The 23,110-nt window shown below is 71.6% G+C and carries 21 protein-coding genes and 1 pseudogene; 10 read left to right on the forward strand and 12 right to left on the reverse strand.

Annotation, left to right across the window (positions count from 1 at the left end):
* Window positions 1–40 precede the first annotated feature (40 nt).
* The gene (locus RYJ27_RS00645; protein WP_330170887.1) at window positions 41–280 is read left to right on the forward strand and encodes a hypothetical protein; all 240 of its coding nucleotides are present in this window, start codon (window positions 41–43) and stop codon (window positions 278–280) included.
* On the opposite strand, the gene RYJ27_RS00650 is transcribed toward RYJ27_RS00645, so the two are convergent.
* A complete protein-coding gene (locus RYJ27_RS00650; RefSeq protein WP_330170888.1) occupies window positions 247–429 on the reverse strand; it encodes a DUF3073 domain-containing protein in 183 nt (60 codons plus the stop codon). The genes RYJ27_RS00645 and RYJ27_RS00650 overlap by 34 nt on opposite strands.
* Window positions 430–587: 158 nt before the next feature.
* Between RYJ27_RS00650 and RYJ27_RS00655 the strand changes: the two genes are divergently transcribed.
* On the forward strand, window positions 588–1,130 hold the full coding sequence (locus tag RYJ27_RS00655) for a universal stress protein (protein ID WP_330170889.1): 543 nt from the start codon (window positions 588–590) through the stop codon (window positions 1,128–1,130).
* A 1-nt stretch (window position 1,131) separates the two neighbouring features.
* Here the strand turns inward: RYJ27_RS00655 and RYJ27_RS00660 are convergent, their stop codons facing one another.
* From RYJ27_RS00660 to RYJ27_RS00670, 3 genes are all read right to left on the reverse strand, one after another.
* On the reverse strand, window positions 1,132–1,740 hold the full coding sequence (locus RYJ27_RS00660) for a PadR family transcriptional regulator (RefSeq protein ID WP_330170890.1): 609 nt from the start codon (window positions 1,738–1,740) through the stop codon (window positions 1,132–1,134).
* Window positions 1,737–2,588, reverse strand: a complete 852-nt coding sequence (locus tag RYJ27_RS00665) for a DUF4097 family beta strand repeat-containing protein (protein WP_330170891.1) — start codon at window positions 2,586–2,588, stop codon at window positions 1,737–1,739. The genes RYJ27_RS00660 and RYJ27_RS00665 overlap by 4 nt, the downstream gene beginning before the upstream one ends.
* 168 nt (window positions 2,589–2,756) lie before the next feature.
* Window positions 2,757–2,921, reverse strand: coding sequence for a hypothetical protein (locus tag RYJ27_RS00670; RefSeq protein WP_330170892.1), 165 nt, complete (start codon window positions 2,919–2,921; stop codon window positions 2,757–2,759).
* A 225-nt stretch (window positions 2,922–3,146) separates the two neighbouring features.
* On the opposite strand from RYJ27_RS00670, the gene RYJ27_RS00675 reads away from it, so the two are divergent.
* The 5 genes from RYJ27_RS00675 to RYJ27_RS00695 all read left to right on the forward strand — a co-directional run bounded on the left by RYJ27_RS00675 (window position 3,147) and on the right by RYJ27_RS00695 (window position 8,534).
* Window positions 3,147–3,416 carry a DUF7218 family protein gene (locus RYJ27_RS00675; protein ID WP_330170893.1) on the forward strand — a complete coding sequence of 90 codons (270 nt, stop codon included), beginning with the start codon at window positions 3,147–3,149 and terminating at the stop codon, window positions 3,414–3,416.
* A gap of 2 nt (window positions 3,417–3,418) precedes the next feature.
* Window positions 3,419–4,378 carry a DNA topoisomerase IB gene (locus RYJ27_RS00680; RefSeq protein ID WP_330170894.1) on the forward strand — a complete coding sequence of 320 codons (960 nt, stop codon included), beginning with the start codon at window positions 3,419–3,421 and terminating at the stop codon, window positions 4,376–4,378.
* A 24-nt stretch (window positions 4,379–4,402) separates the two neighbouring features.
* Window positions 4,403–4,807: a fluoride efflux transporter FluC gene (locus RYJ27_RS00685; RefSeq protein ID WP_330170895.1), complete on the forward strand. Its 405-nt coding sequence runs from the start codon at window positions 4,403–4,405 to the stop codon at window positions 4,805–4,807.
* Window positions 4,804–5,193 carry a fluoride efflux transporter FluC gene (locus RYJ27_RS00690; protein WP_330170896.1) on the forward strand — a complete coding sequence of 130 codons (390 nt, stop codon included), beginning with the start codon at window positions 4,804–4,806 and terminating at the stop codon, window positions 5,191–5,193. The genes RYJ27_RS00685 and RYJ27_RS00690 overlap by 4 nt, the downstream gene beginning before the upstream one ends.
* Before the next feature lie 74 nt (window positions 5,194–5,267).
* Complete coding sequence (locus RYJ27_RS00695; protein ID WP_330170897.1) at window positions 5,268–8,534, forward strand: efflux RND transporter permease subunit; 3,267 nt, start codon at window positions 5,268–5,270, stop codon at window positions 8,532–8,534.
* A gap of 115 nt (window positions 8,535–8,649) precedes the next feature.
* Here the strand turns inward: RYJ27_RS00695 and RYJ27_RS00700 are convergent.
* Window positions 8,650–9,522: pseudogene (locus RYJ27_RS00700) on the reverse strand (DUF998 domain-containing protein); the annotation flags it as partial.
* A gap of 369 nt (window positions 9,523–9,891) precedes the next feature.
* Entirely contained in the window at window positions 9,892–10,824 is a 933-nt protein-coding gene (locus tag RYJ27_RS00705; protein WP_330170898.1) for an aldose 1-epimerase family protein, read from the reverse strand.
* 255 nt (window positions 10,825–11,079) lie between these two features.
* Here RYJ27_RS00705 and RYJ27_RS00710 point away from each other — a divergent pair, with 255 nt between their 5' ends.
* On the forward strand, window positions 11,080–12,918 hold the full coding sequence (locus tag RYJ27_RS00710) for a DEAD/DEAH box helicase (RefSeq protein ID WP_330170899.1): 1,839 nt from the start codon (window positions 11,080–11,082) through the stop codon (window positions 12,916–12,918).
* A gap of 68 nt (window positions 12,919–12,986) precedes the next feature.
* On the opposite strand, the gene RYJ27_RS00715 is transcribed toward RYJ27_RS00710, so the two are convergent.
* Window positions 12,987–14,555 (reverse strand): Rv2578c family radical SAM protein, encoded by a 1,569-nt coding sequence (locus tag RYJ27_RS00715; RefSeq protein ID WP_330170900.1) that lies wholly within the window; start codon window positions 14,553–14,555, stop codon window positions 12,987–12,989.
* A gap of 109 nt (window positions 14,556–14,664) precedes the next feature.
* On the opposite strand from RYJ27_RS00715, the gene RYJ27_RS00720 reads away from it, so the two are divergent.
* A complete protein-coding gene (locus RYJ27_RS00720; RefSeq protein WP_330170901.1) occupies window positions 14,665–15,663 on the forward strand; it encodes a M15 family metallopeptidase in 999 nt (332 codons plus the stop codon).
* A gap of 37 nt (window positions 15,664–15,700) precedes the next feature.
* On the opposite strand, the gene RYJ27_RS00725 is transcribed toward RYJ27_RS00720, so the two are convergent.
* From RYJ27_RS00725 to RYJ27_RS00745, 5 genes are all read right to left on the reverse strand, one after another.
* A complete protein-coding gene (locus tag RYJ27_RS00725) occupies window positions 15,701–16,519 on the reverse strand; it encodes an energy-coupling factor transporter transmembrane component T (protein ID WP_330172072.1) in 819 nt (272 codons plus the stop codon).
* 35 nt (window positions 16,520–16,554) lie between these two features.
* The gene (locus RYJ27_RS00730; protein WP_330170902.1) at window positions 16,555–18,378 is read right to left on the reverse strand and encodes an ABC transporter ATP-binding protein; all 1,824 of its coding nucleotides are present in this window, start codon (window positions 18,376–18,378) and stop codon (window positions 16,555–16,557) included.
* A gap of 74 nt (window positions 18,379–18,452) precedes the next feature.
* Complete coding sequence (locus RYJ27_RS00735) at window positions 18,453–19,004, reverse strand: ECF transporter S component (protein WP_330170903.1); 552 nt, start codon at window positions 19,002–19,004, stop codon at window positions 18,453–18,455.
* A gap of 100 nt (window positions 19,005–19,104) precedes the next feature.
* A complete protein-coding gene (locus RYJ27_RS00740; RefSeq protein WP_330170904.1) occupies window positions 19,105–20,103 on the reverse strand; it encodes a pirin family protein in 999 nt (332 codons plus the stop codon).
* Complete coding sequence (locus RYJ27_RS00745; protein WP_330170905.1) at window positions 20,100–20,444, reverse strand: GNAT family N-acetyltransferase; 345 nt, start codon at window positions 20,442–20,444, stop codon at window positions 20,100–20,102. Before RYJ27_RS00745 ends, RYJ27_RS00740 begins: the two co-directional genes overlap by 4 nt.
* A gap of 154 nt (window positions 20,445–20,598) precedes the next feature.
* Here RYJ27_RS00745 and RYJ27_RS00750 point away from each other — a divergent pair, with 154 nt between their 5' ends.
* Entirely contained in the window at window positions 20,599–23,103 is a 2,505-nt protein-coding gene (locus RYJ27_RS00750) for a DEAD/DEAH box helicase (RefSeq protein ID WP_330170906.1), read from the forward strand.
* The last annotated feature ends 7 nt before the right edge of the window (window positions 23,104–23,110 follow it).

Genomic DNA, 23,110 nt, shown 5'->3' on the forward strand with positions numbered 1-23,110 from the left:
CACCCAGCTTCCTCGAGATATATCGAGTTACCGTGGCACGGTGAGCGACCCTCAGGCCCCCTTCGAGCGGGAGATCCGGGCGGACATCGTCCGTGCCGAGCGACCCGACCGTCCTCTTCGCCGCCTGCTGCGCCGCCTGCGCGCGGGGGTCGCGCGGCACCGCGCGCTCGAGGCGGCCTACCGCGTGGAAGCGGCGCCGAGCTCGCAGGGCGGCCGCTGGGGTTCACCGCTGAGACGAGCGGCCCGTCAGGCCTTCTCGTCCTCGTATTCGTCGGCGTAGTCATCCGCCCACTTGTCGATGAACTCGTCTTCGCCCTCGGGGCTGTGTGCGAGTTCGCGCTCGAGCGCAGCGTAGTTCACCGACGGGCTGTACGACTTGAGCTCGCGGGCGATCTTGGTGTGCTTCGCCTTCTGACGGCCACGCCCCATGCGAGACCCCCTCACGATATGTGACTGCGGACGCTGAGTGATGATGTCCGCTGCGTTCATGACACCGGTCCGTGCGACCGGTAAGAGTAGCATTCAGAATAGCACGGGCGCGCGTGCCGAAGCCGGTATGCGCGGCCTCCGGCAGGAGGGAGGATTCCATGTCCGAGACCGATCCCGGCGCATCGGCGCGGTCGGAGGATTCCGACGAGGTCATCCACGGCGCGGTGATCGTCGGGGTGGTTCCGGGCCAGCCGACGCGCGTCCTGAAGGAGGCGGCGTACTATGCGCGCCTCATGTCGGCGCCGCTCGTCGTCGTCCACGTCGACGTCACGCGCTTCGTCACCTACGAAGACCCCGACGGGTTCGTGCACTCCGCGCCGATCGACCTGAACATCGCGCCGGGAGAGAGCGAGCTCGAGGAGGTGCGGGGCGTCGCGGCCTCCGTCTACGACTCCCGCGGCATCGCCTGGACGATGCGGCAGCTGGTCGGTGATCCCGCGCTGGCCATCAAGCACCTGGCCGAGAAGATCGACGCGAAGCTCATCGTCGTCGGCACGCGCAACCGCGGGCTCGGCGAATCGATCCGCGAGTTCTTCACGGGTTCCGTGGCGGCGCGGCTCGCCCACCGTCAGGGGCGACCGATTCTCGTGGTCCCCGTGACCGAGCCCGCCGCCGACGACGAGGAGATCTGGGCCGAGTAGGTCAGCGCTCGCGTCTCAGCGCGTCGCTCAGCGTGCGCGCGGCGTTCTCCAGCGCCTCGGTCAGCTCGTCGACGACGGATGCCGCGACGTCGCCACCCCGGGCGACGTGGGCCCGCAGCTCCGCCCGGACGCGTCCGCGGACGTCGTTCAGCGCGGCATCCGCCCGGTGCAACTGCTGGCGGCTGTGCGCGCGCGGATCCTCCGCCGGCGGTGACGCCTCGCCGTGCCGTTCCCGTGCGGCGGCGGCGAGATCGGCGCGAAGGCTCTTCATGGCCTCGCGCACGCTGCCGCGCACCTCCTCGGCGATGAGGCGCACCGAGTCGGTGAGACCCGCCTCGATGCCCTCGAGCTCCCCGGCGCGCGCGAGCACCTCGGCGCGTCCGGCCTCGGTGATCGCGTAGACGGTCTTGCGGCCATCGACCGACTTCGAGACGAGCCCCTCCTCCTCGAGCTTGGCCAGCCGCGGGTAGATCGTGCCGGCGCTCGGGGTATAGGTGCCGCCCGTGCGGTCGGAGAGCGCCTGGATGATGTCGTAGCCGTGGCGCGGAGACTCGTCGAGCAGATTGAGCAGGTACAGCCGCAGGTCGCCGTGGGAGAAGACGGGGCTCACGATGCGCCCTCCTCGATGTCGCCGGCCCGCGCCGATGCGGAGCCGGGGCGGCGCAGGACGGTGAGGTCTCCCGAGACCGAGTTCGTGCGCACGTCGACGAACGTTCCGCTCGGCTCACCCGTCGAGCCGGTGTACGTCGTGGGGCCCGAGCCCGAGCGCACCACCCCGTCCACCTGGATCCGGCCCGTGATGCTGCGGCAGACGTAGTTCGCCGGGAGGCCCTCGTCGAGGCGGATGGTGGTGTTGCCGGCGATGGTGTTCACGCTGATCTGCTGGATGTCGCCTTCGGAGTCGATGACGACGGCTCCGGAGACCGTGTCGACGTCGGCCTTGCGCAGCCCACCGGTGGCCGCGACGTCGCCGGAGACGCTGTTGGCGGAGAGCGAGCCGACGAGCCCACGAGCCTGCACGTCGCCGGAGACCGCGTTCACCTGGAGATCTCCCGTCAGGCCGTCGACGATGACATCCCCCGAGACGGTGTTTAGGCGCGCCTCGTGCTCCAGGCCCGAGACGAGGGCGGATGCCGAGACGACCCCGAGCGTGAGGGCGACCTCGCGCGGCACGGCGACGCTGATCTCGGCGCGCGGTCCGCCGGCCCCGAAGTTGCGGAACACGTCGAGGAAGTTGTCCCACCGAAGCTGCGGGTGGTCGATCTCGACGGCATCGCCGATCGCCTCGATCCGCAGGTCTTTCACGGTGACCGTGTGCACTTCGATGCGCACGCCCGGCTGATCGTGCGCCACGACGTCGATCTGTCCCCCGGCGAGCCCCACCTTGAGGGAGCGCACGCTCTCGAGGTCGATCACCCGCGACCCGCCGGGGTGGACGAGCCACTTCTCCATGGTCATCTCGTGCACCTCACGATATATCGTGAGGTGAAGATAACACGTTATATCGCGTTATGCCAGGGCATCGCGCAGAAATGCGGATGCCGCGGCCGACGAGACGTCGAGCCGCGGCATCCGCGGAGGTGGCCGGTCAGTGCACCCGATTCACTGACCGGCCGATAGAAGCGGCTATGCCCTGCGGTTGCCGCTGATCACCCGGAAGAGGAAGACGATCAGTGCGATGAGGCCCGCGATGATCGCGACCCACAGCAGCCAGTTCAGCGCCGAGTTCAGGCCACCTACGATGGCGAGGACGATCGCAACGACGATGACGATGATGAGTGCGAGGTTCATGGAGGGTCTCTCCCTTTCATGTCAGTCGCCCCCGGACGTGGGAGCGGAGTGCCGAAGCACGAGGACACTCTGCCATTACGCCGTGGGTTCTCCCGAGGGGCTTGACGGTCGCTCGCCCGCGATGGTAACTGCGGGTCTCGCCGCCGACGCCACCTGTCAAGCCCCCGCGCGCCGTGGACGCACGGCCCTAGCATCGCGGTGTTCACCCAGACGAGAGGAGTCGCCATGCCCCAGGGACGTGGATCGAACAGCCTGAAAGACCCGGAGCTGTATGAGGAGCTCCGCAAGGACGGTGCGTCGAAGGAGAAGGCCGCGCGCGTATCGAACGCGGCGGCACGCGACGGCCGGGGCGAGGTCGGCCGTCGCGGCGGGTCGTCGGGCGACTACGAGGACTGGACCGTGCGGCAGCTGAAGGGCCGCGCGAAGGAGCTGGGGCTCACGGGCTACTCCGGCAAGCGCAAGGCTGAGCTCATCTCGATGCTGCGCGATCACTGAGGGTGGCGAGGCTCAAGCGGGTCCGGCCGCTCGAGGACCGGGGCTTCACGCGCGTGCGCGCGGGGCGAGGGTTCCGGTACGTCGACCACCGGGGGCGCGTCGTCGCGCGGGTGCATCTCGATCGCATCGAGACCCTCGTCATCCCGCCCGCCTGGACGGACGTCTGGATCTGCCGGGAGGCGCGGGGACACATCCAGGCGGTCGGCGTGGACGACGCGGGGCGACGCCAGTACGTCTACCACCCCGACTGGAGCGCCCGGCGTGATCGCGGGAAGTTCGCGCGGGCACTGGCGCTCGCCGACGCCCTGCCGCGGGCCCGTGCCCGCGTGACGGTGGGACTGCGGCGACCGGAGCTCGACCGCGAGCGCGTCCTGGCGGTGGCGTTCCGGCTCCTCGACCAGGCGGCACCGCGGATCGGATCCGAGCGCTACTTCCGCGCGCACGGCAGCCGAGGGTTGACGACGCTCATCAGGCGGGATGCCGCGGTGGACGGCGACACGGTGATTCTCGACTTCCCCGGCAAGAGCGGGAAGCGGGCTTCCCTGAGCGTCGTCGACGCCGACCTCGCCGCCACGATCGCCGAGCTGGCGACGGGGCGTCCACGCGCCGCCCTGCTGTCCTATCGCCGCGGGCGTCGTCGCGTGCCCCTCGCGCCATCCGACGTCAACGCCTACGTGCGCGCGCTCACGGGTGGCACATTCACGGCGAAGGACTTCCGCACGCTGCGCGGCACGATCCACGCCGCCGAGGCGCTCGCGCGAGCGGGTACGGTGAAGACGGCGAAGGATCGCGCGGCGGCCGAGCGATCGGCGATCCGCTCGACGGCGGAGGCGCTGGGCAACACCCCCGCCGTGGCGAAGTCGAGCTACATCGACCCGCGGGTCTTCGCGCGGTACGCGCGCGGGCAGGTGCTCGATCTCTCCATCGCGCCCGAGTCGGCGATCCGCGACCTGCTGTCCTGAGGCGTCGGGCGTAGCGTTGGGGGGGTGTCCCCGATCCGCTGGAGCCTCCTGCCCCTCGTGATCCTCGGCGGCACGCTCGGTGTCGCCGCGCGGGAGGGCCTCCTCCTCCTGGTCCCGGCAGACGCCGCGCCCATCATGACGCTCGCGATCAACCTGGTGGGTTCGGCGCTGCTCGGCGTCGTCGTGGGCGCACTCGACGACCGGCATCCGCGCTGGCGCGCGGCTCTCGGAACCGGGGCGATGGGCGGGTTCACCACGTACAGCGCCTTCGCGGTGCAGGCGGTGGCCTCGGCCACCCCCGTCCTCGGCGTTGCGCTCGTGATCGCCACGCTCGCGGGCGGAGCCGTGGCGGGCTTTCTGGGCCTGGTCGCGGGCCGGGCGCTCGCGGATCGACCCGGCGAGGTCGAGGACCCGGCGGGCGCCGAATGAGCATCGGGCTGTTCGCCGTGGTGGCGCTGGCGGGGGGCGCCGGCGCGGGTGCGCGCTGGTTCGTCGATGTCGCGCTCGGGCGGGTCCTCCGTGCCCGCTTCCCCTGGGCGATCCTCCTCATCAACGTCACGGGCTCGTTCGCGCTGGGAGTCGTCACGGGCGCCTCCGCCGCGCTGGATGCCGCGGTGATCGCGGCCGTCGGCACCGGCCTCCTCGGCGGCTACACGACGTTCTCGACCGTCGCCGTCGAATCCGTCCTCCTCTGGGAGAGGCGGCAGCGCCGCCTCTTCTGGGCGAACGTGCTCGGCACCGCCGCCGCCGCGCTCGCCGCCGCGGCGCTCGGTGTGCTCGCGGGCTCGGTCGCCGCCGGGGCGGTGCTCGGATGAGATACTGAACTTCGATACACCTCCGTATCGAACGTCGCCGTCGCGACGCCCGAGCACTCCCGCGAAGGTCGCCCGTGTCGAAGCTCGCCGTGTTCAGTCTGCGCAACCGCGCGCTCATCGCCCTCGTCACGATCGTCGCCGCCGTCTTCGGCGGCCTCGCGCTGGCGAACCTGAAGCAGGAACTCATCCCCTCGGTCGAGTTCCCGCAGCTCGCGATCGTGACGACCTATCCCGGCGCGTCGCCGGACGTCGTCTCGAATGACGTCTCGACACCGATAGAGACCGCGATCCAGGGCGTCGACGGCCTCGAGTCGACGGTGGCCACGAGCACGACGAACGCCTCGATCATCCAGGCGTCGTTCACGTACGGCACCGACCTGACGACCGCCGAACAGAAGATCGTCCAGGCGATCAACCGCATCGACGGCCAGTTGCCGGAGTCCGTCGAGCCGAACGTCCTCTCGGCGAGCATCGACGACTTCCCCGTCATCCAGGTGGCCGTCACGGGGTACGAGGATGCCGAGGGCATCCAACGGCTCCTCGAGGCCAGCGTCATCCCCGACCTCGAGGACGTCGCGGGGGTCAACGCCGCCCAGATCGTCGGCGGGATCGGGCAGCGGGTGACGATCACGCCCGACCTCGAGCGCCTCGCCGAGCGCGGCTACACGCAGCAGGCGATCACCGACGCGCTCGACCAGAACGGCGTGCTCTTCCCCGGCGGGGAGATCTCCGAGGGTGACGAGACCCTGACCGTGCAGACGGGGTCGAAGATCACGACCGTCGACGAGCTCGCCGCGCTGCCCCTCGTCCCGACGGACGCGGGTCAGCTCTCGGCGGGCGCGACGACGATCGCCGACGTCGCCACGGTCGCCGAGAACCAGGATCCCGTGACGACCATCTCGCGGGTGGACGGCGAGCCGGCGCTCACCATCGCCGTCACGAAGCTCCCCGCGGCCAATACGGTCGACGTCTCCCGGGGCGTCACGGGCCTGCTCCCTGAGCTGGCCGACTCGCTCGGCGGCGCCGAGTTCACGATCGTGTTCGATCAGGCGCCCTACATCGAGCAGTCGATCGAGGCCCTGGCCCAGGAGGGCCTGCTCGGACTCGTCTTCGCGGTGCTCGTCATCCTCGTGTTCCTCTTCTCCGTCCGCTCCACGCTCGTCACCGCGATCTCCATCCCGACGAGCATCCTCATCACCTTCGTCGGTCTGCAGGCGTTCGGGTACTCGCTCAACCTGCTCACACTCGGCGCTCTCACGATCGCGATCGGCCGCGTCGTGGACGACTCGATCGTGGTGATCGAGAACATCAAGCGCCACTACGTCGGCGATGCCCCGAAGCTCCCCGCCATCGTCGCCGCCGTGCGCGAGGTGGCGGGGGCGATCACGTCGTCGACGCTCACGAGCGTGGCGGTGTTCCTGCCCATCGCGTTCGTCGGCGACATCACGGGCGAGCTCTTCCGTCCCTTCTCCGTGACGATCACCATCGCGCTGCTCGCATCGCTCCTCGTCGCGCTCACGATCGTGCCGGTGCTCGCCTACTGGTTCCTCCGCCCCGGCAAGGCCGTCGTCGACGACGAGGGCCGCGCGGTCGACCCCGAATCCCCCGACGCCCCGCCCGACCGGCTGCAGAAGTCGTACCTTCCCGTGCTCGGCTGGACGCTCCGCCACTCCTGGGTCACGCTGGGGCTGTCCGTGGCCCTCCTGGCCGGCACCGTGGCCCTGAGCCTGTCGCCCCTGCTGAAGGTCAACTTCCTCGGTGACACCGGGCAGAACACCTTCACCATGACGCAGGAGATCGGCCCCGCGCCGAGCCTCGCCGCGGAGGACGCGGCGGCCGCGGAGGTCGAGCGCATCCTCGCGGGAGTGGCGGGCATCGAGACGGTGCAGGTCTCGATCGGGTCGTCGGGCTCCCAGCTGCTCGACGCGTTCGGCGGCGGCGGCTCCGGCATCACCTACTCGATCACGACCGACGCGGACGCCGACCAGGTCGAGGTGCGCGAGCGCGTGCGCGAGGCGGTGGCCGACCTCGAGGATGCCGGCGAGATCACGATCGCCGGCGGCGGCGGCGGGTTCGGCTCCAGCGATGTCGAGATCGCCGTGAGCGCTCCCGATGCCGTCACGCTGCAGGAGGCGACGGACATCGTCGCGGCGGAGCTCGACGGACGCGAGGGCATCGGCCAGATCACGACGAACCTCTCCGCGTCGCTCCCGTTCATCTCCGTCGACGTCGACCGGCAGGCGGCCGCCGAGCGGGGCCTGTCGGAGGTGGCCGTGGGCGGGATCGTGTCGCGCGCGATGCAGCCGCAGCAGGCGGGCTCGATCGAGGTCGACGGCAGCGCGCTGTCGGTGTACGTCGCGGCATCCGATGCACCGGCCACGCTCGACCAGCTGCGGGCCCTGAGCATCCCCACCGTCTCCGGGACCGTACGCCTCGACGAGATCGCAGCGGTCGAGCGGAGCGAGAGCCCGGCCTCGATCACGACCGAGCGCGGGCAGCGCACGGCGACGATCAGCGTCACCCCCTCGACCGACAACCTGCAGGTGGCATCGGCATCGGTGCAGGCTGTCCTCGACGAGGTCGACCTGCCCACGGGGGCGGATGCCGCGGTCGGCGGCGTGCTCGCCGATCAGACGGAGGGCTTCGCGCAGCTGGGCCTGGCGATCCTCGCCGCGATCCTCATCGTCTACGTGATCATGGTCGCGACCTTCCGCTCGCTGCGGCAGCCGCTGCTTCTGCTCGTCTCGGTGCCCCTGGCGGGGACGGGAGCCGTGGGGCTCCTCGTCCTGACCGGCGTTCCTCTCGGCATCCCCGGGATGATCGGGGCGGTCATGCTCGTCGGCATCGTCGTCACGAACGCGATCGTGCTGATCGACCTCGTCAATCAGTACCGCGAGCGCGGTCTGAGCGCGCGGGAGGCCACCCTTGCCGGCGGATCCCGTCGACTCCGGCCGATCCTGATGACGGCGCTTGCGACGATCCTCGCTCTCGCGCCGATGGCTCTCGGCATCACGGGCCACGGCGGATTCATCTCGCAGCCACTCGCCGTCGTCGTGATCGGCGGGCTGGTGTCGTCGACGGTCTTGACGCTCATCGTGCTTCCCACCCTTTACAACCTCGTCGAGGGGGCGAGAGAACGTCGCGCCGACCGCCGTGACGGCGGCGCTAGCCTAAGCTCGGCTCCGCGTCCGCGCGGGCCGAGGTCGGGCGCGGGTGACGCCGCGGCGACGGAGAACGCGACGGCCGAGCAGAGCGCGAAGGGCGGCTCGATCGGGGGCCTGCCGCCGGCGCCCGCCGTGCAGCAGACGCTCCGACCCCGACACGACGACGGCGCGCGCTGAGGGATCGCCGGGGTCCCGTCGCCGCGGCGGCCACCGGCACGCCGCTCGGCGTCACCGCGGTGTCTCCGCTGTCGGCTCGGCGTGGCTGCGCACGGTCCATGTCGATCGCGAAGACGCCGATCCAGGTGAACATGAGAGCGAACGCGAGCACCTCGAACGCGGTCAGGTTGATGATCCCGAAGATGAAGAGGACGGCGCCGACCAGCAGGATGCCGGAGACCCACGCGGTGGATCGGAAGATGCGCCCCGGCATTCCACGCAGCAGCCACGGAGTGGTCGCCAGCATGCCGGCGAAGGCGAGCGTCATGCCGGTCGCGGCGCGGTCGTGCCAGAACTGCAGCGTGTTGACGGGGATGAAGCCCACCATCGCCAGGTGGAAGCCGACCGCACCGACCAGGAACGCGAGGGTGCGGGGCGCACGGCGGCTGCGCAGGACGGAGCGCCGGTGCATCTTCGTCATCTCGCGGTGCACGCGCACGGAGAAGACGAGGATGAGAGCACCCGTCATGATGAGGGTTCCGTTGAAGACGAATCCGGAGAAGACCCGGAACGCGCCGAGCTGACTGAAGTAGAGGACCCACCAGTCGGGATCCGGGGTGGTGGCGATGGAGGTGAGCGACCCGACCGCGATCAGTGTCATGAGCAGCGCGACGGCGTGGATCGTGCCGGTGTGACGGGCCGATGCCGATACCGCGAACGCGACGAAGGTCAGCGAGGCGGAGGCGAGCACCGTGGCCTGCAGGAGATTCGCCGCCCGGTCGTCGGCAAGCCAGTCGCAGGCGATGAAGACGAGCGCGACCGCCAGACCCGCGATCAGTGCGTACGCGACGGCCGCGGCGGCCCGGTCGAGGGCATCGGCCCGCGGCGTGTCGCTGTCGTCGGTGATGACGTGAGCATGCGCCCTCAGGGCGATGACGGCCGCCGTCGTTGCGGCGGCGAGCGCGGTGAGAGCACCGGCCGACCAGCCGCCCCAGAGCGGCACCTGCATGTCAAAAGGCGTGAGGAGGGCGGCGGCGCCGACGGCGCTTCCGGCGATCAGGGTCGTCCGCAGCGCACGCCAGGGTCGCAGGCTCGAAGGCGCTGACGGGGCGATAAGATCGACGGGACCGGGGGTTGTCACGTCAGGTCACCTTTCAGGCGTTCGGAGGATGTGACGGGTCCGAACCGAGAAGTCCCCAGTGGCGGTGCGTGCGCCGACTCCTCAGACCGTAGCGCCGTTATGTGTTCGTGTTCCCCATGAACGCAGCTCGCATCTTTAGTTGCCGAATTATACCGCCCTGTCATTGCGTTTTCGCTACAGACAGCCGGCATATACTTCCGCGGTCGCGGCTTCATGCCCCGGGGGAGATGCGTCCGGTCACAGGCCGCCGGACGTGATGCCCCACTCGAGAAGCCATTCCTCGCCGGGAGCGAGCCACCGCAGCGAGCGGCCCGAGTTCAGCGCGTCGGCGGGGGCGGTCATCGGCTCGACGGCGATCGCGAGAGGCTGGCCGGGGTAGCGGTCCGTCGTGAAGATCTGCACGTAATCGAAGCCGGCGCCCTGCCAGAGGGTGACGGTCTGGCCGGAGGGGGCGGTGAGGGTCGTTCGCGCGACCCCATCCTCATCGCGTCGGAGCGAGCCGAAGGCGGTGTCCATCTCGATGTCGCCCACCCGCCGGCCCTCGCGCAGGTCGGTCGACCCGTCGACGGGGACCTCGTCGACGGGGAGCTTCCGATCGTCGACGACGAAGCGCGTCGCACCCGGTGAGGTGAGGGTCAGGTCCGCGGTGTCGGCGGTGGAGAGCATGAGATAGGGGTGAGCGCCGAGTGCGACCGGCGCGTCCTCGCCGCCGAGGTTGACGATCTCGTGCGCGATGGCGATGCCGTCGGGAACGAGGCGGTACGACACCCGGGTGCGCAGATGGAACGGATATCCCGTCTGCGGCACGATGTCGGCCCCGAGCGTCAGCTCCCCGGCCGTGGTGGCGACCGGCTCGTAGGAGGTGAAGCGCAGCAGGCCGTGGGCGGCGTTGTGGAACTTCCGCTCCGACAGCGCCAGTTCGCGTGTCACGCCGCGCTGTGTCCACACCCCGTCGCGCACGCGGTTCGGCCAGGGAGCGAGCACGATCCCGGATGCCGCGGGCGTCGGCGAACCCGCCGGGTAGGGCGGCACGAGGTCGACCCCCGCGACGCGGAGGGCGCGCAGCGACGCGCCGACCTGCGCGACCTGGGCACTGACCCGTCCGTCGGAAGTGCGCAGGAGGTGCTGACGACCGGTGGGGTCGGTGCCGGCGTCGTCGCTGTCGGTCATCGTCATCCTCCGTCGTGTCCCACCCATGCTAGGCGCCCTCGGCGGTCGGTCAGGTGGCGTCGGCTACGCTGGGGAGGTCGGCTCTGAACACTGCGCGTGTGCGCGGATGGGTTTGTGAGTTCATGGGGCCGATGGTGAGCGCCGATCGGTGCACATGACCATCACGACAATGGCCCCGGCCGACGGATGTCCGGGTTTCGCTCGAGTGCGCTCGAGCGCTGTTCGCGTGCGAGAACAACCCAGGAAGGCATCCCCATGCCGAAGAACAAGAAGCCCGCAGGCGGCCGCCCGGCCGCGAACTTCGACCCGAGGTACGGCCAGCGCTCCGCGGCCAAGCCCGGAAGCCGCAGCGCGGGGCACCGCGGACACCGTCCCGACGAGGCCGAGCCCGCCGGGAAGCGCCGCTGGAGCGCGCAGGAGAAGGCGGGCCGCGACGAGGCCCGCGGCATCCGCACCCACAGCCGCGACGCGCGCGGCGGCCGCTTCGACGACGCCCGCCCGCCCCGCCCCGAGCGCGGCCCCCGCGAGGACCGTCCGGCGCGGTCGTTCGAGGGGCGTCCCCGTCGTGATGAGGGTGATCGTCCGCGTCGGTCGTTCGAGGGGCGTCCTCGCCGTGATGAGGGTGATCGTCCGCGTCGGTCGTTCGAGGATCGTCCGCGTCGTGAGTTCGGTGACCGCCCCGCGCGGTCGTTCGAAGACCGCCCTCGTCGCTCGTTCGACGACCGTCCGGCGCGAGGACGCGGCGACGCGGCCCGAGGCTCGCGGGACGGCGGAGCGCGTGCCGCAGGAGGCAACCGCTCGGACTGGAACGCGCGACCGGAGCGCACCGCGGCCCAGGAGCAGCGCGTGGACGTCGTGCACGAGCGCCTGCAGGCCGAGGCGATCCAGGCGACCGATGTCGACGGCGTCGGCTTCGGCGATCTCGGTCTGGGCGACAACATCGTCCGGGCGCTCGCCGAACTGGGTGCGGCGTCGCCGTTCCCCATCCAGGCTGCCACGATCCCCGAGGTGCTCTCGGGCCGTGACGTGCTCGCCCGCGGGCGCACGGGCTCGGGCAAGACGATCGCCTTCGGCGCGCCGCTGGTCGAGAGCGTCCTGCGCGCCCAGGCGGGTCAGCGACGCGAGTTCGGCCGCCGTCCGAAGGCGCTGATCCTGGCGCCGACGCGCGAGCTCGCCCTCCAGATCGACCGCACCGTGCAGCCCATCGCCCGCAGCGTGGGGCTGTTCACGACGCAGATCTACGGTGGCGTGCCCCAGGCCCGTCAGGTCGGCGCGCTCAAGAAGGGCGTCGACATCATCATCGGGACGCCGGGCCGCATCGAGGATCTCGTCGAGCAGCGCAAGCTCGACCTCTCCCAGGTGCAGGTCGCGGTTCTCGACGAGGCCGACCACATGTGCGAGCTCGGGTTCCTCGAGCCGGTGCAGCGCATCCTCCGCCGCACCGCCGACGGGTCGCAGAAGCTGCTTTTCTCGGCGACGCTCGATCGTGAGGTCTCGGCGCTCGTCGATGAGTTCCTCGTCGAGCCGGCCGTCCACGAGGTTGCGGGAGAGGACCAGGCCTCGAGCACGATCGAGCACCGCGTCCTCGTCATCGACCACCGGGACAAGGCCGAGATCCTCGACCGGCTCGTCGACCGCGACGGGAAGACGCTCGTCTTCGCCCGTACGCGCGCGTACGCCGAGATGCTCGCCGAGCAGTTCGACGACGCCGGCATCCCCGCGGTCTCCCTCCACGGCGATCTCAACCAGGCCAAGCGCACCCGCAACCTGCAGCGCCTCACCTCGGGACGCGTGCGGGTGCTGGTGGCGACGGATGTCGCGGCCCGCGGCATCCACGTCGACGACATCGACCTCGTGGTCCAGGCCGACGCGCCCGACGAGTACAAGACCTACCTGCACCGGTCGGGCCGGACGGGGCGTGCCGGAGCGACGGGACGGGTGGTCACGCTGATCACGCGTCAGCGCCGCCGGCGCATGACCGAGATGCTCTCCCGCGCGGAGATCACGGCGCCGTTCGAGGAGGTCTCCCCGGGCGACGACGTGATCGACGAGCTGGCGGGGTCGTCTCCGACGGCGGCCGAGCTCACCGCCTAGGGACCGCGGACCTGCAGGAGGGCGCCCCGGCTCGTCGGGGAGCCCTCCTCGTCGCCGTGCGGACGCCCTCAGAAGAGGGTGGGGTCGGCGAACCTCGGCGCCGCCCCCGCACCGCGCCGTCCGGTGGCCAGGACGGGCCCCGGCGCGGCTGCCCGCATCGGCTGCTCGTCCTCGTCGCCGCCGTCCAGCCGGTGCGCGCGCAGGAGCGGGCGCACGCGCTTGGCGAGCCACACGCGGTAGCCCTTCGGGGCGTACGACGTCTGGCCGGGGTACAGGCCGCGATAGGACGACACGAGCTCGGGGTGTTCGCGCTCGAGCCACTGGAGGAACCAGGGCTTCACGCCCGGGCGCAGGTGCAGCGCGCCGTAGATCACGCGGCGTGCGCCCGCCGCGGCGATGCGTGCGAGGGCGTCGTCGATCGCCGCGACCGAGTCGGTGAGATGCGGGAGGACCGGCATGAGGAAGACCGTGACGGCGAACCCGGCGTCGGATGCCGCGCGCACCGCCTCGAGCCGCGCGGTCGTGGTGGGCGTCCCGGGCTCGAGCGACTGCTGCAGGGCCTCGTCGAAGACGGCGATCGAGAACGACAGGTCGACCGGTACGTTCTCCGCAGCCTGCCGCAGGAGGGGCAGGTCGCGCCGGATGAGCGTGCCCTTCGTCAGCACCGACAGCGGTGTGCCCGACGCGGCCAGGGTCTCGATGATGTCGGGCATGAGCCGGTAGCGCCCCTCGGCCCGCTGGTAGGGATCGGTGTTCGTGCCGAGCGCGACGTGCTCGCGCTGCCAGGTCGCGGAGGCGAGCTCGCGCCGCAGCACATCGGCGACGTTGATCTTCACGACGATCTGCGAGTCGAAGTCCCGGCCCGCGTCGAAGTCGAGGTACTCGTGCGTCCCGCGGGCGAAGCAGTTGTGGCTGATCACCCCATTGGCGATGAAGTCGCCGGTGCCGGTCGTGATGTCGATCATGTCCATCTCGACGCCGAGATCGTCGATCGACTCGATGCGCAGGTCTGAGACCGTCTTGACTGCCGTCCCCGACAGGTCGAGCTTGCGGCTGATGGATGGCTCGGTGATGCGGAAGAAGCGCTCACCGCCGAACCCGAATCCCATCAGGCGGTTGCTTGTCGTCAGGTGAGGACGGCGAGCTGCTCCGCTTGTCGCGCCCGTGACGTGCTTCCAGCCCCGGTCGCTGAGGAATCGGTGGTCACCGCTCGCCACGAGTTGTGTGCCATCGGCCAGGTGAACGCGATGGGCGCGCTTGCGAGTCGACCATTTGGCGTCCACCCGCGTGCGCACGTAGCGACGGTATGAGCCGTGAACCTGGGTGCCCATGATCTCATCGCCGACTTGCACGGCCCGCAGGGAACGGCTGAATCCGTCGGCCATCAGGATCATCGTGTCGGGCGATAGGCAGTAGGCGCAGGCATGCGTGCAGCCCCGATAGGGGTTGATCGTCCAGGAGAAGGGCATCGCCGAGTCGCCGGGCACGTGGTTCAGTGCCGACCGGGACATGACCTCGTGAAAGGTGATGCCCGCGAACTCCGGCGTGGTGACGCTGCGCACGAGCCCGTCGATGCGCTCGAGCCCCGGCAGGGCGTCGGCGTCCACCGCCCCGATCTGCTGTCCCCGCCACCTCATGGCGAACAGTCGAACACAGATTCGATGATGAAGCAAGAAGACGTGCCCCATGATCGTCTCTGTGTGCGCCACCTCGCCGGCTGCGCGGCGTGCGGGTGAGAATGGGCGGGTGACCGACCCCGACGGCTCCGCATCCTCTCGTGCCGAGGCGAGGCTCGAGCGGGAGCGCGCAACGTCTCCCGAGAGGGTGCGCCGACGCCTCGTCTACGGGGCCGGTGGCCTGGCGGTGGTCGCCGCCTTCGCCGTCGCCGTCGGCGTCGCGCTGGCCGGGGCGGGGCCGGGAGCGGGCGGGCCGGCGCCCGCGGCATCCGCGACCGTCACGGCCGCGCCGTGGGCGAGCGCGATCCCCGCCCCCGACTTCACGGGCGAGCCCGCGGCCGTGACCGCCCTCTGCGACCGGCCCGGAGTGCAGCAGGCGCTCGCCGAAGGCGATGACGCCGCCGTGATCGCCGCGGCGGGCGGCGGGGAAGGGTTCCGACGTGCGGTGATCGACGGCGTGGCGCCCTGCATCAGCCTGCGCGTCGCCTCACACGTCTGGTCGGTCGTGAACAAGGCGCTTCCGATCGACCCGATCGACTTCGCGCCGTACGACTGGGTGGCCCCGCCCGGCACGCGCAACGGGCCGAACGCCGCGGTGCGCACCGACATCGCCCCGACCCTCGCCGACATGGCCGACGCCGCACGCGCCGCCGGCGTCGGCGACCTCGGGGTGCAGAACGGGTATCGCGGCTACTCGGTGCAGCAGCGGATCCACTCGCAGCGGGTCGCCGAGCTCGGTCGCGAGGCGGGGGAGCGCCTGGCCGCCCGGCCCGGTCACAGCGAGCACCAGACGGCGCTCGCGGTGGACGTCTTCGCCTGCGATCCCGGCTGCGGGTCGTCGGAGCAGTTCGGTGGGACGGCCCTGTCGGCCTGGGTGGTCGAGAACGGGTGGCGGTACGGCTGGATCGTGCGCTACGAAGACGGCTACACGCCGATCACGGGCTACGACCCCGAGGCCTGGCATCTGCGGTACATCGGGCCCGAGCTGGGGGCGGCCTACCACGCGGGCGGATTCCACACCCTCGAGGAGTTCTTCGGACTGCCGGCGGCGCCCGGATACGTCGATTGATCCCCGCCGCGGACGGCCGGTCCGGGGGCGCCGCGGATCAGCCCCAGGGCGCCAGCACGACGAACAGCACGGCCGTGACGACCCAGAAGGCGGCGACGAAGACGGTGTCGCGCGTGCGCCACGCCACGCGGTGGCGCTCGGTGCGCTCGGGGTAGGCGCCGAACGCGCGCGAGTCCATCGCGAGCGCCATCCGTTCCGCGTGACGGATGCCGCCCGCCAGCAGCGGCACGATGTACCCCGCCCGCCGGCGCGCCGCGGCGATCGGGCCCCGGCCCCGGGAGGCGCCTCGCACGCGGTGCGCGGCGCGGATCACCTCCAACTCGTACCGGAACCGCGGCACGAAGCGGAAGGCGGCCAGCGCCGTGTATCCGATGCGGTAGGGCACCCGCAGCTGCTGGACGACGGCGCGCGTGAGATCGGCGCCGCTCGTGGTCAGCCCCCCGATGAGGGCCAGAGCGAGAATCGCGCCGAGCCGCAGCGAGGTCGAGAAGCCGATCTCCAGCGCCGCCCCGTACAGCACGGCATCCCCGATCCGCACGACCACGACGTCGTGAGGGATGCGCGATGCGTCGGTCCACACGGCGAACCCGACGCCGACGAGCGCGAGGAAGGCGGGAACGGCCAGAAGCAGCACCGCCAGCAGTCGCATCGACAGGTGCGCCCCGACGAGGAGCACGGCGTAGGCCAGCACGAGGAACGCCGCCGGCGTCGCGAGATCGCGCACGAAGACGAGCATCAGCATCGCCGGCGCGGGGCCGGCGATCTTGGCCAGCGGCCCGAGCGCGTAGAGGAAGCGCCATCGGGACCGCGCGGCGGGCGACGCATACGGGTCGAACGCGGTGCGGGATGCCGGCACGACGGTGATCGCGTCGGTGCCGATCGGTGCGGAGGTCACGATCGTGTCCCGCCGGGGAGGTCGGACAGACGCGCGATCCCGTCGAGCTCGGGGTGGGCGGCGACTGCCCGCAGCGCCTCGGCCAGGGGCGGTCGTCGGAGCCCCGCTCGCCGAAGGAGGTCGGCGTCGGCGAAGAGCTCGGTCGGGGAGGTGTGTGCGAGCAGGCGCCCCCCGGCGAGCACCGCGGCCCGCGTGGCGTACTCCGCGACCAGCTGCATGTCGTGGGTCACGACGATCACGGTCGTGCCGCCGGCGTTCAGTTCCGCCAGGAGGGACATCAGCTCGTCGGCCCGCGCGCGATCCTGGCCGAACGTGGGTTCGTCGAGGGCGAGCACCGGGGCCCCCGCGATGAGCGCCGTGCCCACAGAGAGCCGACGTTTCTGCCCTCCCGAGAGGAGGAAGGGGTGGGATGCCTCGCGGCCCGCCAGGCCGAAACGCTCGAGCATCTCCGACACGCGCTCGGTGATCTCCGCCTCGGAGACGCGCCGCAGCCGCAGCGGCAGGGCGAGCTCGTCGAAGACGGTCGCCGCGACGAACTGGTGCTCGGGGTTCTGGAAGACGAACCCGACCGCGCGGGAGAGCGCCCCGGCATCCGCGCGCGACGGGTCGAGTCCGTTCACCTGCACCCGGCGGCGGGGCGGCGGCACGACGCCGGCCATCGCCTGCACGAGCGTCGTCTTGCCCGCCCCGTTGGCCCCGACGACGGCGAGGAAGTCGCCCGCCTGCACGTCGAGGTCGACGCCGCGCAGGATGTCGCGACCGCCGCGTGCGACGGTGAGGCCCCGCACGCGGACGAGGGGCTCGGAGTCAGGTGGCGGCGCGTGCCACACCGCGATGGGAGGATTCTGCGCGGGGCTGAGGAGCTTCGGCGCGGCATCCTCCTCCGGTTGCGAGCTGCTCGTGCGGGCCGATGGAGCCGGGCAGCTCTCGAGCGCGCGGCGGAGGTCTGCGGGCGTCAGTGGAAGGGGGTCGAGCGGGTATCCGGCGGCGCACAGCCGCAGGGCCGCGAGCGCCGCGGTCGGCAGCCAGACCCCGAGTCCGTGCAACTCGGCCGCGCGCCGGCGCAGGACATCGTCTACCGGCCCGTCCGCCACCAGTCGCCCCGCCGCGTCGAGCACCACGACGCGGGTAGCGAGCGCGACGGCCTGGTCGAGATTGTGCTCGACCAGCACGATGGTGCGGTCCCCGCGCGCGACGACGTCGCGCAGGGCGGCGTACACGTCGTCGATGCCGGCGGGGTCCAGGTTCGCGGTGGGTTCGTCGAGCACCAGGATGCCGGATCCCATCGCGAGCGCACAGGCGATCGCGAGGCGCTGCCGCCCTCCGCCCGAGAGCCGTTCGGGGTTCTCGGCCCGGCGCTCCCACAGCCCCACGCGCCGCAGCGCCGACTCGGCACGGGCGAGCACCTCGGCGACGGGGAGGCGCAGGTTCTCGGGGCCGAATGCCACCTCGTCGAGCACGGTCCCCGTGACGAGCTGGGCATCGGGATCCTGGAAGACCATCGCGACGTGCGTGCTGAGCAGGGCGACCGGCGTCGTCGTGGTGTCGAGGCCGGCCACCTCGATCCGTCCCGAGATGCCCGCCGGCAGGGAGTGGGGGATGAGCCCGTTCATCGCGAGCGTCAGCGTGGACTTCCCCGAGCCGCTGGGACCGAGCACGAGCACGACCTCGCCCGCTTGGACCGAGAGCGAGACGCCGCCGGGGGCGGGGGCCGCGGCATCCGGATACGTGATCGACACGTCGTGCAGCGCCAGTACCGGGCTCTCGGCGAGCGCGGGCGGATCGCTGACCGCCGGATGCGGGCGAGCGGGTACGGTCAAGGGGGCCTCGAGACGACGGGTGGGCTCCCAGGTTAGCCGACCCTAACCTGCCGTGGGCGGGTCGCGGCCGGCGGTCAGCGGGCGGTGGGGCGGGCGACGCCGGCGCGGCGCAGGGCCACACCGACCCACAGGCCCGCCGCGGTCCACGCGACGGGTCCGAGCACCGAGAGCACGACGTAGACGATCTGCGCCCAGACGGGCAGGCGTGCGAGATCGGCTGCGAAGCCCACGATCACCGCCACGATCACGCCGATGACGGCCGCGGAGACGAAGAAGCGCCACGCGCCCCACGCGCGGTAGCGCGTGAGCGCGGCGACGCCCTCCTGGATCGCGCCGAACAGCAGCGCCGTGCCGAGGAAGCGGGGCGCCCATGCCGGGTTGAAGGCGCTCGCGACGAGCGCCGCGATGACGTGTGCGAGGAGGGCGACGAGGGGGAGGCGGAGCAGCTCCTGCGCGATGATCCCCGGGAGCACGTGGCTGCCCAGCACGAGCCCGTAGACGATCGGCAGCGCCGCCACGACCACCGGCGTGAGCCACCCCGCGACGGCCCCGAGGAGCCCGGTCGCGACGCCGATCGCCGCGCAGATCAGCAGGACGCGCGTCGAGAGGGCTGTCGGGGTGCGCACCGGGCCAGGCTATCGCGCGGCACGGCGCCCCGGCCCGCCCGGCGGCCGTGAGTATTCGCCCGCGGTGGCGTGGCGAGGGCAGGGGCCGAGCCCGCTGGCGTCAGACCCGGCGGCGCCGCGGCGTGAGCCGCACGTGCGGCAGCGGGGGCGCGGGGATGCGCTCGGAACCGTGCCCGACGACGTGGCCGAAGCGGGGCGAGTCGGCCTCCCACTCGTCGCGGGCCGCGACGATCTCGTCGTGGCTGCGACCGACGAAGTTCCACCACATCACGATCTCGTCGGCGAAGGGCTCTCCTCCGAGCAGGAACACCGTCGCGCCCTCGGGGCCCGCGACGACGTCGATGTGGGAGCGATGGATGCCGAGGTAGAGCAGGTCGTGCGGGGCGAGGTCGAGGGCGGATGCCGCGGCATCCCGATGCGCGTGCACCCGTACGTCGCCGAAGACGCCCAGCAGGCCGTACTCCCACGCGGGTTCGAGCGGCAGGCGGGCGCTTGCGCCCGCCGCGATGCGCACCTCGACGCCCGCGAGCGGTGTGTGGACCGTCGCGGGCGATTCCGCCCCGCCGAAGGGCCCCATGACCACCGTCGCCTCTCCCGCGTCCTCGCCGTTCGGAGAGCTGATCGTCACCTCGGGCAGGTTCTCGTGGCGCTCGAACGCCTGCGGCCCGTGCCGCCGCGCGTCGGGCAGGGTGATCCAGAGCTGCAGGGCGTCGAGGGCCACGGCATCCTCTCCCGTGGAGTACTCGGAGTGGGCGATTCCGGCGCCGCTGGTCATGAGGTTGAGGGCGCCACGGGCGACGAGGACGTCGCTGCCGACGGTGTCGCGGTGGCGCACCTCGCCGACGAAGGGCCACGTGACCGTCTGCAGGCCGATGTGCGGGTGGGGTTCCACGCGCATGCGCGCGACCTGCGGGCCGAACCGGTCGAGGAAGCACCACGCGCCGATCATCGGCAGGTCGCGCTGCGGGAGCGCGCGGTGCACCTCCATGCCCCGCACGCCCCCGAGGGGCACGTCGCGCGAGGTCAGCAGCAGGGCGCGCGGTCCATCGCATGCGGCGGGCGCCTCGACCTCCTCCGGGCCCGCGTCGAGCCGGGTCATGCGGGGGATTCTCCGGGGCTCGCGGAGTCCTGCGCCTGCGAGGAGCGCGGCCAGTCGATCACGGCGCCCGCGACCTCGTTCTCGCTGAGGTACTTCGCGATGAACGGGCACAGCGGAACGATCGTGGCGCCCTCCCGGGCCGCGTCCGACAGCGCCTCGGAGGCGAGGATGTCGGCCAGGCCCTGCCCGCGGAACTCCTTCTCCGTCTCCGTGTGGGTGAACAGGATCCGCCCATCGGGCCGGGTCTTGTACTCGGCGAAGCCCGCGAGCTTGTCGCCGACGTGGATCTCGTAGCGCGAGGCATCCTCGTTGCGGGTCACCGTCGGTGTCGGATCGGTCATGGGACTCCCTCGGTCGGAACGGTCACCTCGGTCCAACGTACGGGCGCCGTGAGGTGTTCCGCGAGGGCCCCGGTTCGCCGTCGTGCGCCCCGCCGTCCCCCGCGCCCCGCCTCGGGCGGGCGGATGCCGCGGCGTGATGAGGAAGACTCGAGGGATGGACCTCCTCGCGACGATCCCCGACGATGCCGGGCCCGACGAGGTGTACGAGGCGTTCGCGCTCTGGGCCGAGCACCGGGGATTCACGCTCTACCCCGCGCAGGACGAGGCCGTGATGGAGCTCGTGTCCGGATCGCACGTGATCCTCTCGACGCCGACGGGCACCGGCAAGTCGCTCGTCGCGGTCGCCGCGCACGCGGCGTGCGTCGCCGGCGGCGGACGCACCTACTACACCGCCCCCATCAAGGCGCTCGTGAGCGAGAAGTTCTTCGCGCTCGCCGAGATCTTCGGCGCGGAGAACGTGGGGATGGTCACGGGCGACTCGTCGGTGAACCCGGATGCCCCGATCATCTGCTGCACGGCCGAGATCCTCGCCAACCTGGCGCTGCGCGAGGGGGCCGGGGCATCCGTCGACCAGGTCGTGATGGACGAGTTCCACTACTACGGCGAGCCCGATCGCGGCTGGGCGTGGCAGGTGCCGCTCCTGCTGCTGCCCCGCGCGCAGTTCCTGCTGATGTCGGCCACGCTCGGCGACGTCTCGGCGATCGCGTCCGACCTCGAGCGGCGCACGGGTCGCACGGTCGCCGAGGTGACGGGCGTCGAGCGTCCCGTTCCGCTGCACTTCTCCTACGCGCGCATCCCCGTGCACGAGCAGGTCGAGCAGCTGCTCGGCACCGGGGAGGCGCCGATCTACATCGTGCACTTCTCGCAGGCGGCCGCGATGGAGCGGGCGCAGGCGCTGTCGAGCATCAAGGTGATCTCGCGGGCCCAGCGCGACGAGATCGCCGAGGCGATCGGCGGCTTCCGGTTCACGACGGGGTTCGGGCGCACGCTCTCGCGCTACGTGCGGGCGGGCATCGGCGTGCACCACGCCGGGATGCTGCCGCGGTACCGCCGGCTCGTCGAGACCCTCGCGCAGCGGGGACTTCTGCGCGTCATCTGCGGCACCGACACCCTCGGGGTGGGGATCAACGTGCCGATCCGCACCGTGCTCCTGACGGCGCTGACGAAGTACGACGGTCAGCGGATGCGGCACCTGAGCGCCCGCGAGTTCCACCAGATCGCGGGGCGGGCGGGCCGCGCCGGCTACGACACGGCGGGAACGGTCGTGGCCATGGCGCCCGACCACGAGATCGAGAACGCGACGGCGATCGCCAAGGCGGGCGACGACCCCAAGAAGCAGCGCAAGATCGTGCGGAAGAAGGCCCCGCAGGGCTTCGTCTCATGGGGCGAGGCGTCGTTCGAGAAGCTGGTCGAGGCCGTGCCCGAACCGCTCGAGCCGCGCATGCAGCTCACGGCGGCGATGCTCATCAACGTCATCGCGCGCGGCGGCGACGTCTTCGCGAACGTGCGCTCGCTCGTCTTCGACAACCACGAGCCGCGCGCGCGGCAGTACGAGCTGGCGCGCCGGGCGATCGCGATCTTCCGCACGCTGCGGGATGCCGGGATCGTCGAGTACTCGGAGGGACGCGTCCGCCTCACGGTCGATCTGCAGCCCAACTTCGCCCTGAACCAGCCGCTCTCGCCGTTCGCGCTCGCCGCGATCGAGCTCCTCGACCCCCTCGACACCCCCGGGGCGGCCGGGACGGGGCACTACGCCCTCGACGTCGTGAGCGTCATCGAAGCGACGCTGGACGACCCGCGTCCCGTGCTGTCGCAGCAGGAGTTCCGCGCCCGCGGCGAGGCGGTCGCGGCGATGAAGCGCGACGGCCTCGACTACGACGAGCGCATGGAGGCGCTCGAGGAGATCACCCACCCGAAGCCGCTCGCCGAACTGCTGACCCAGTCGTTCGAGGTCTTCGCGACCAGCCAGCCGTGGGTGCGCGACTTCGAGCTGTCCCCGAAGTCGGTCGTGCGCGACATGTTCGAGAGGGCGCTGTCCTTCGGCGAGTTCGTCTCGCTCTACCAGCTCGGGCGCAGCGAGGGGCTCGTGCTCCGATACCTCAGCGACGCGTACCGCGCGATCCGGCAGACGGTGCCCGCGGAGGCGCGCACCGAAGAGTTGCTGGATGTGATCGAGTGGCTCGGCGAGCTCGTGCGACAGGTGGACTCGAGCCTCGTCGACGAGTGGGAGGCGCTCGTGAACCCCTCGCCGGCCGAGGCCGGCGCGCCCGTCGTGCCCCCGGCCCCGCCCTCCGTGGTCGTGAACCGCCGGGCGTTCACGGTGCTCGTGCGCAACGAGATGTTCCGGCGCGTGCAGCTCGCGGCGCTGCAGAAGGACGACGAGCTGGCGGAACTGGATCCCGACGTCGACTGGCCGGCGGCGTTGGATGCGTACTTCGACGAGCACGACGAGATCCTCACCGGCGGACCCGCGCGCTCCCCGGCGCTGTGCGTCATCGACGAGACGGATGCCGCGGCATCCGGTGTGTGGCGGGTCGAGCAGACGATCGACGATCCCGCGGGCGACCACGACTGGCGCATCCGCGCCGAGGTCGACCTCGGCGCCTCGGCCGACGAGGGCACGGCGGTGGTGCGGGTGCTCGAGGTGCGCCGGCTCTGACGGCCGC

It is taken from the genome of Microbacterium limosum, from assembly GCF_036324365.1.
GTDB classification, from domain to species: domain Bacteria; phylum Actinomycetota; class Actinomycetes; order Actinomycetales; family Microbacteriaceae; genus Microbacterium; species Microbacterium limosum.

Coding starts and splice junctions, on each gene's coding strand:
- RYJ27_RS00745 (WP_330170905.1), bottom strand. CDS start 20,444: ATGACCGATCCGACACCGACGGTGACCCGCAACGAGGATGCCTCGCGC.
- RYJ27_RS00740 (WP_330170904.1), bottom strand. CDS start 20,103: ATGACCCGGCTCGACGCGGGCCCGGAGGAGGTCGAGGCGCCCGCCGCA.
- RYJ27_RS00655 (WP_330170889.1), top strand. CDS start 588: ATGTCCGAGACCGATCCCGGCGCATCGGCGCGGTCGGAGGATTCCGAC.
- RYJ27_RS00710 (WP_330170899.1), top strand. CDS start 11,080: ATGCCGAAGAACAAGAAGCCCGCAGGCGGCCGCCCGGCCGCGAACTTC.
- RYJ27_RS00665 (WP_330170891.1), bottom strand. CDS start 2,588: ATGACCATGGAGAAGTGGCTCGTCCACCCCGGCGGGTCGCGGGTGATC.
- RYJ27_RS00690 (WP_330170896.1), top strand. CDS start 4,804: ATGAGCATCGGGCTGTTCGCCGTGGTGGCGCTGGCGGGGGGCGCCGGC.
- RYJ27_RS00715 (WP_330170900.1), bottom strand. CDS start 14,555: ATGAGGTGGCGGGGACAGCAGATCGGGGCGGTGGACGCCGACGCCCTG.
- RYJ27_RS00750 (WP_330170906.1), top strand. CDS start 20,599: ATGGACCTCCTCGCGACGATCCCCGACGATGCCGGGCCCGACGAGGTG.
- RYJ27_RS00650 (WP_330170888.1), bottom strand. CDS start 429: ATGGGGCGTGGCCGTCAGAAGGCGAAGCACACCAAGATCGCCCGCGAG.
- RYJ27_RS00705 (WP_330170898.1), bottom strand. CDS start 10,824: ATGACCGACAGCGACGACGCCGGCACCGACCCCACCGGTCGTCAGCAC.
- RYJ27_RS00675 (WP_330170893.1), top strand. CDS start 3,147: ATGCCCCAGGGACGTGGATCGAACAGCCTGAAAGACCCGGAGCTGTAT.
- RYJ27_RS00670 (WP_330170892.1), bottom strand. CDS start 2,921: ATGAACCTCGCACTCATCATCGTCATCGTCGTTGCGATCGTCCTCGCC.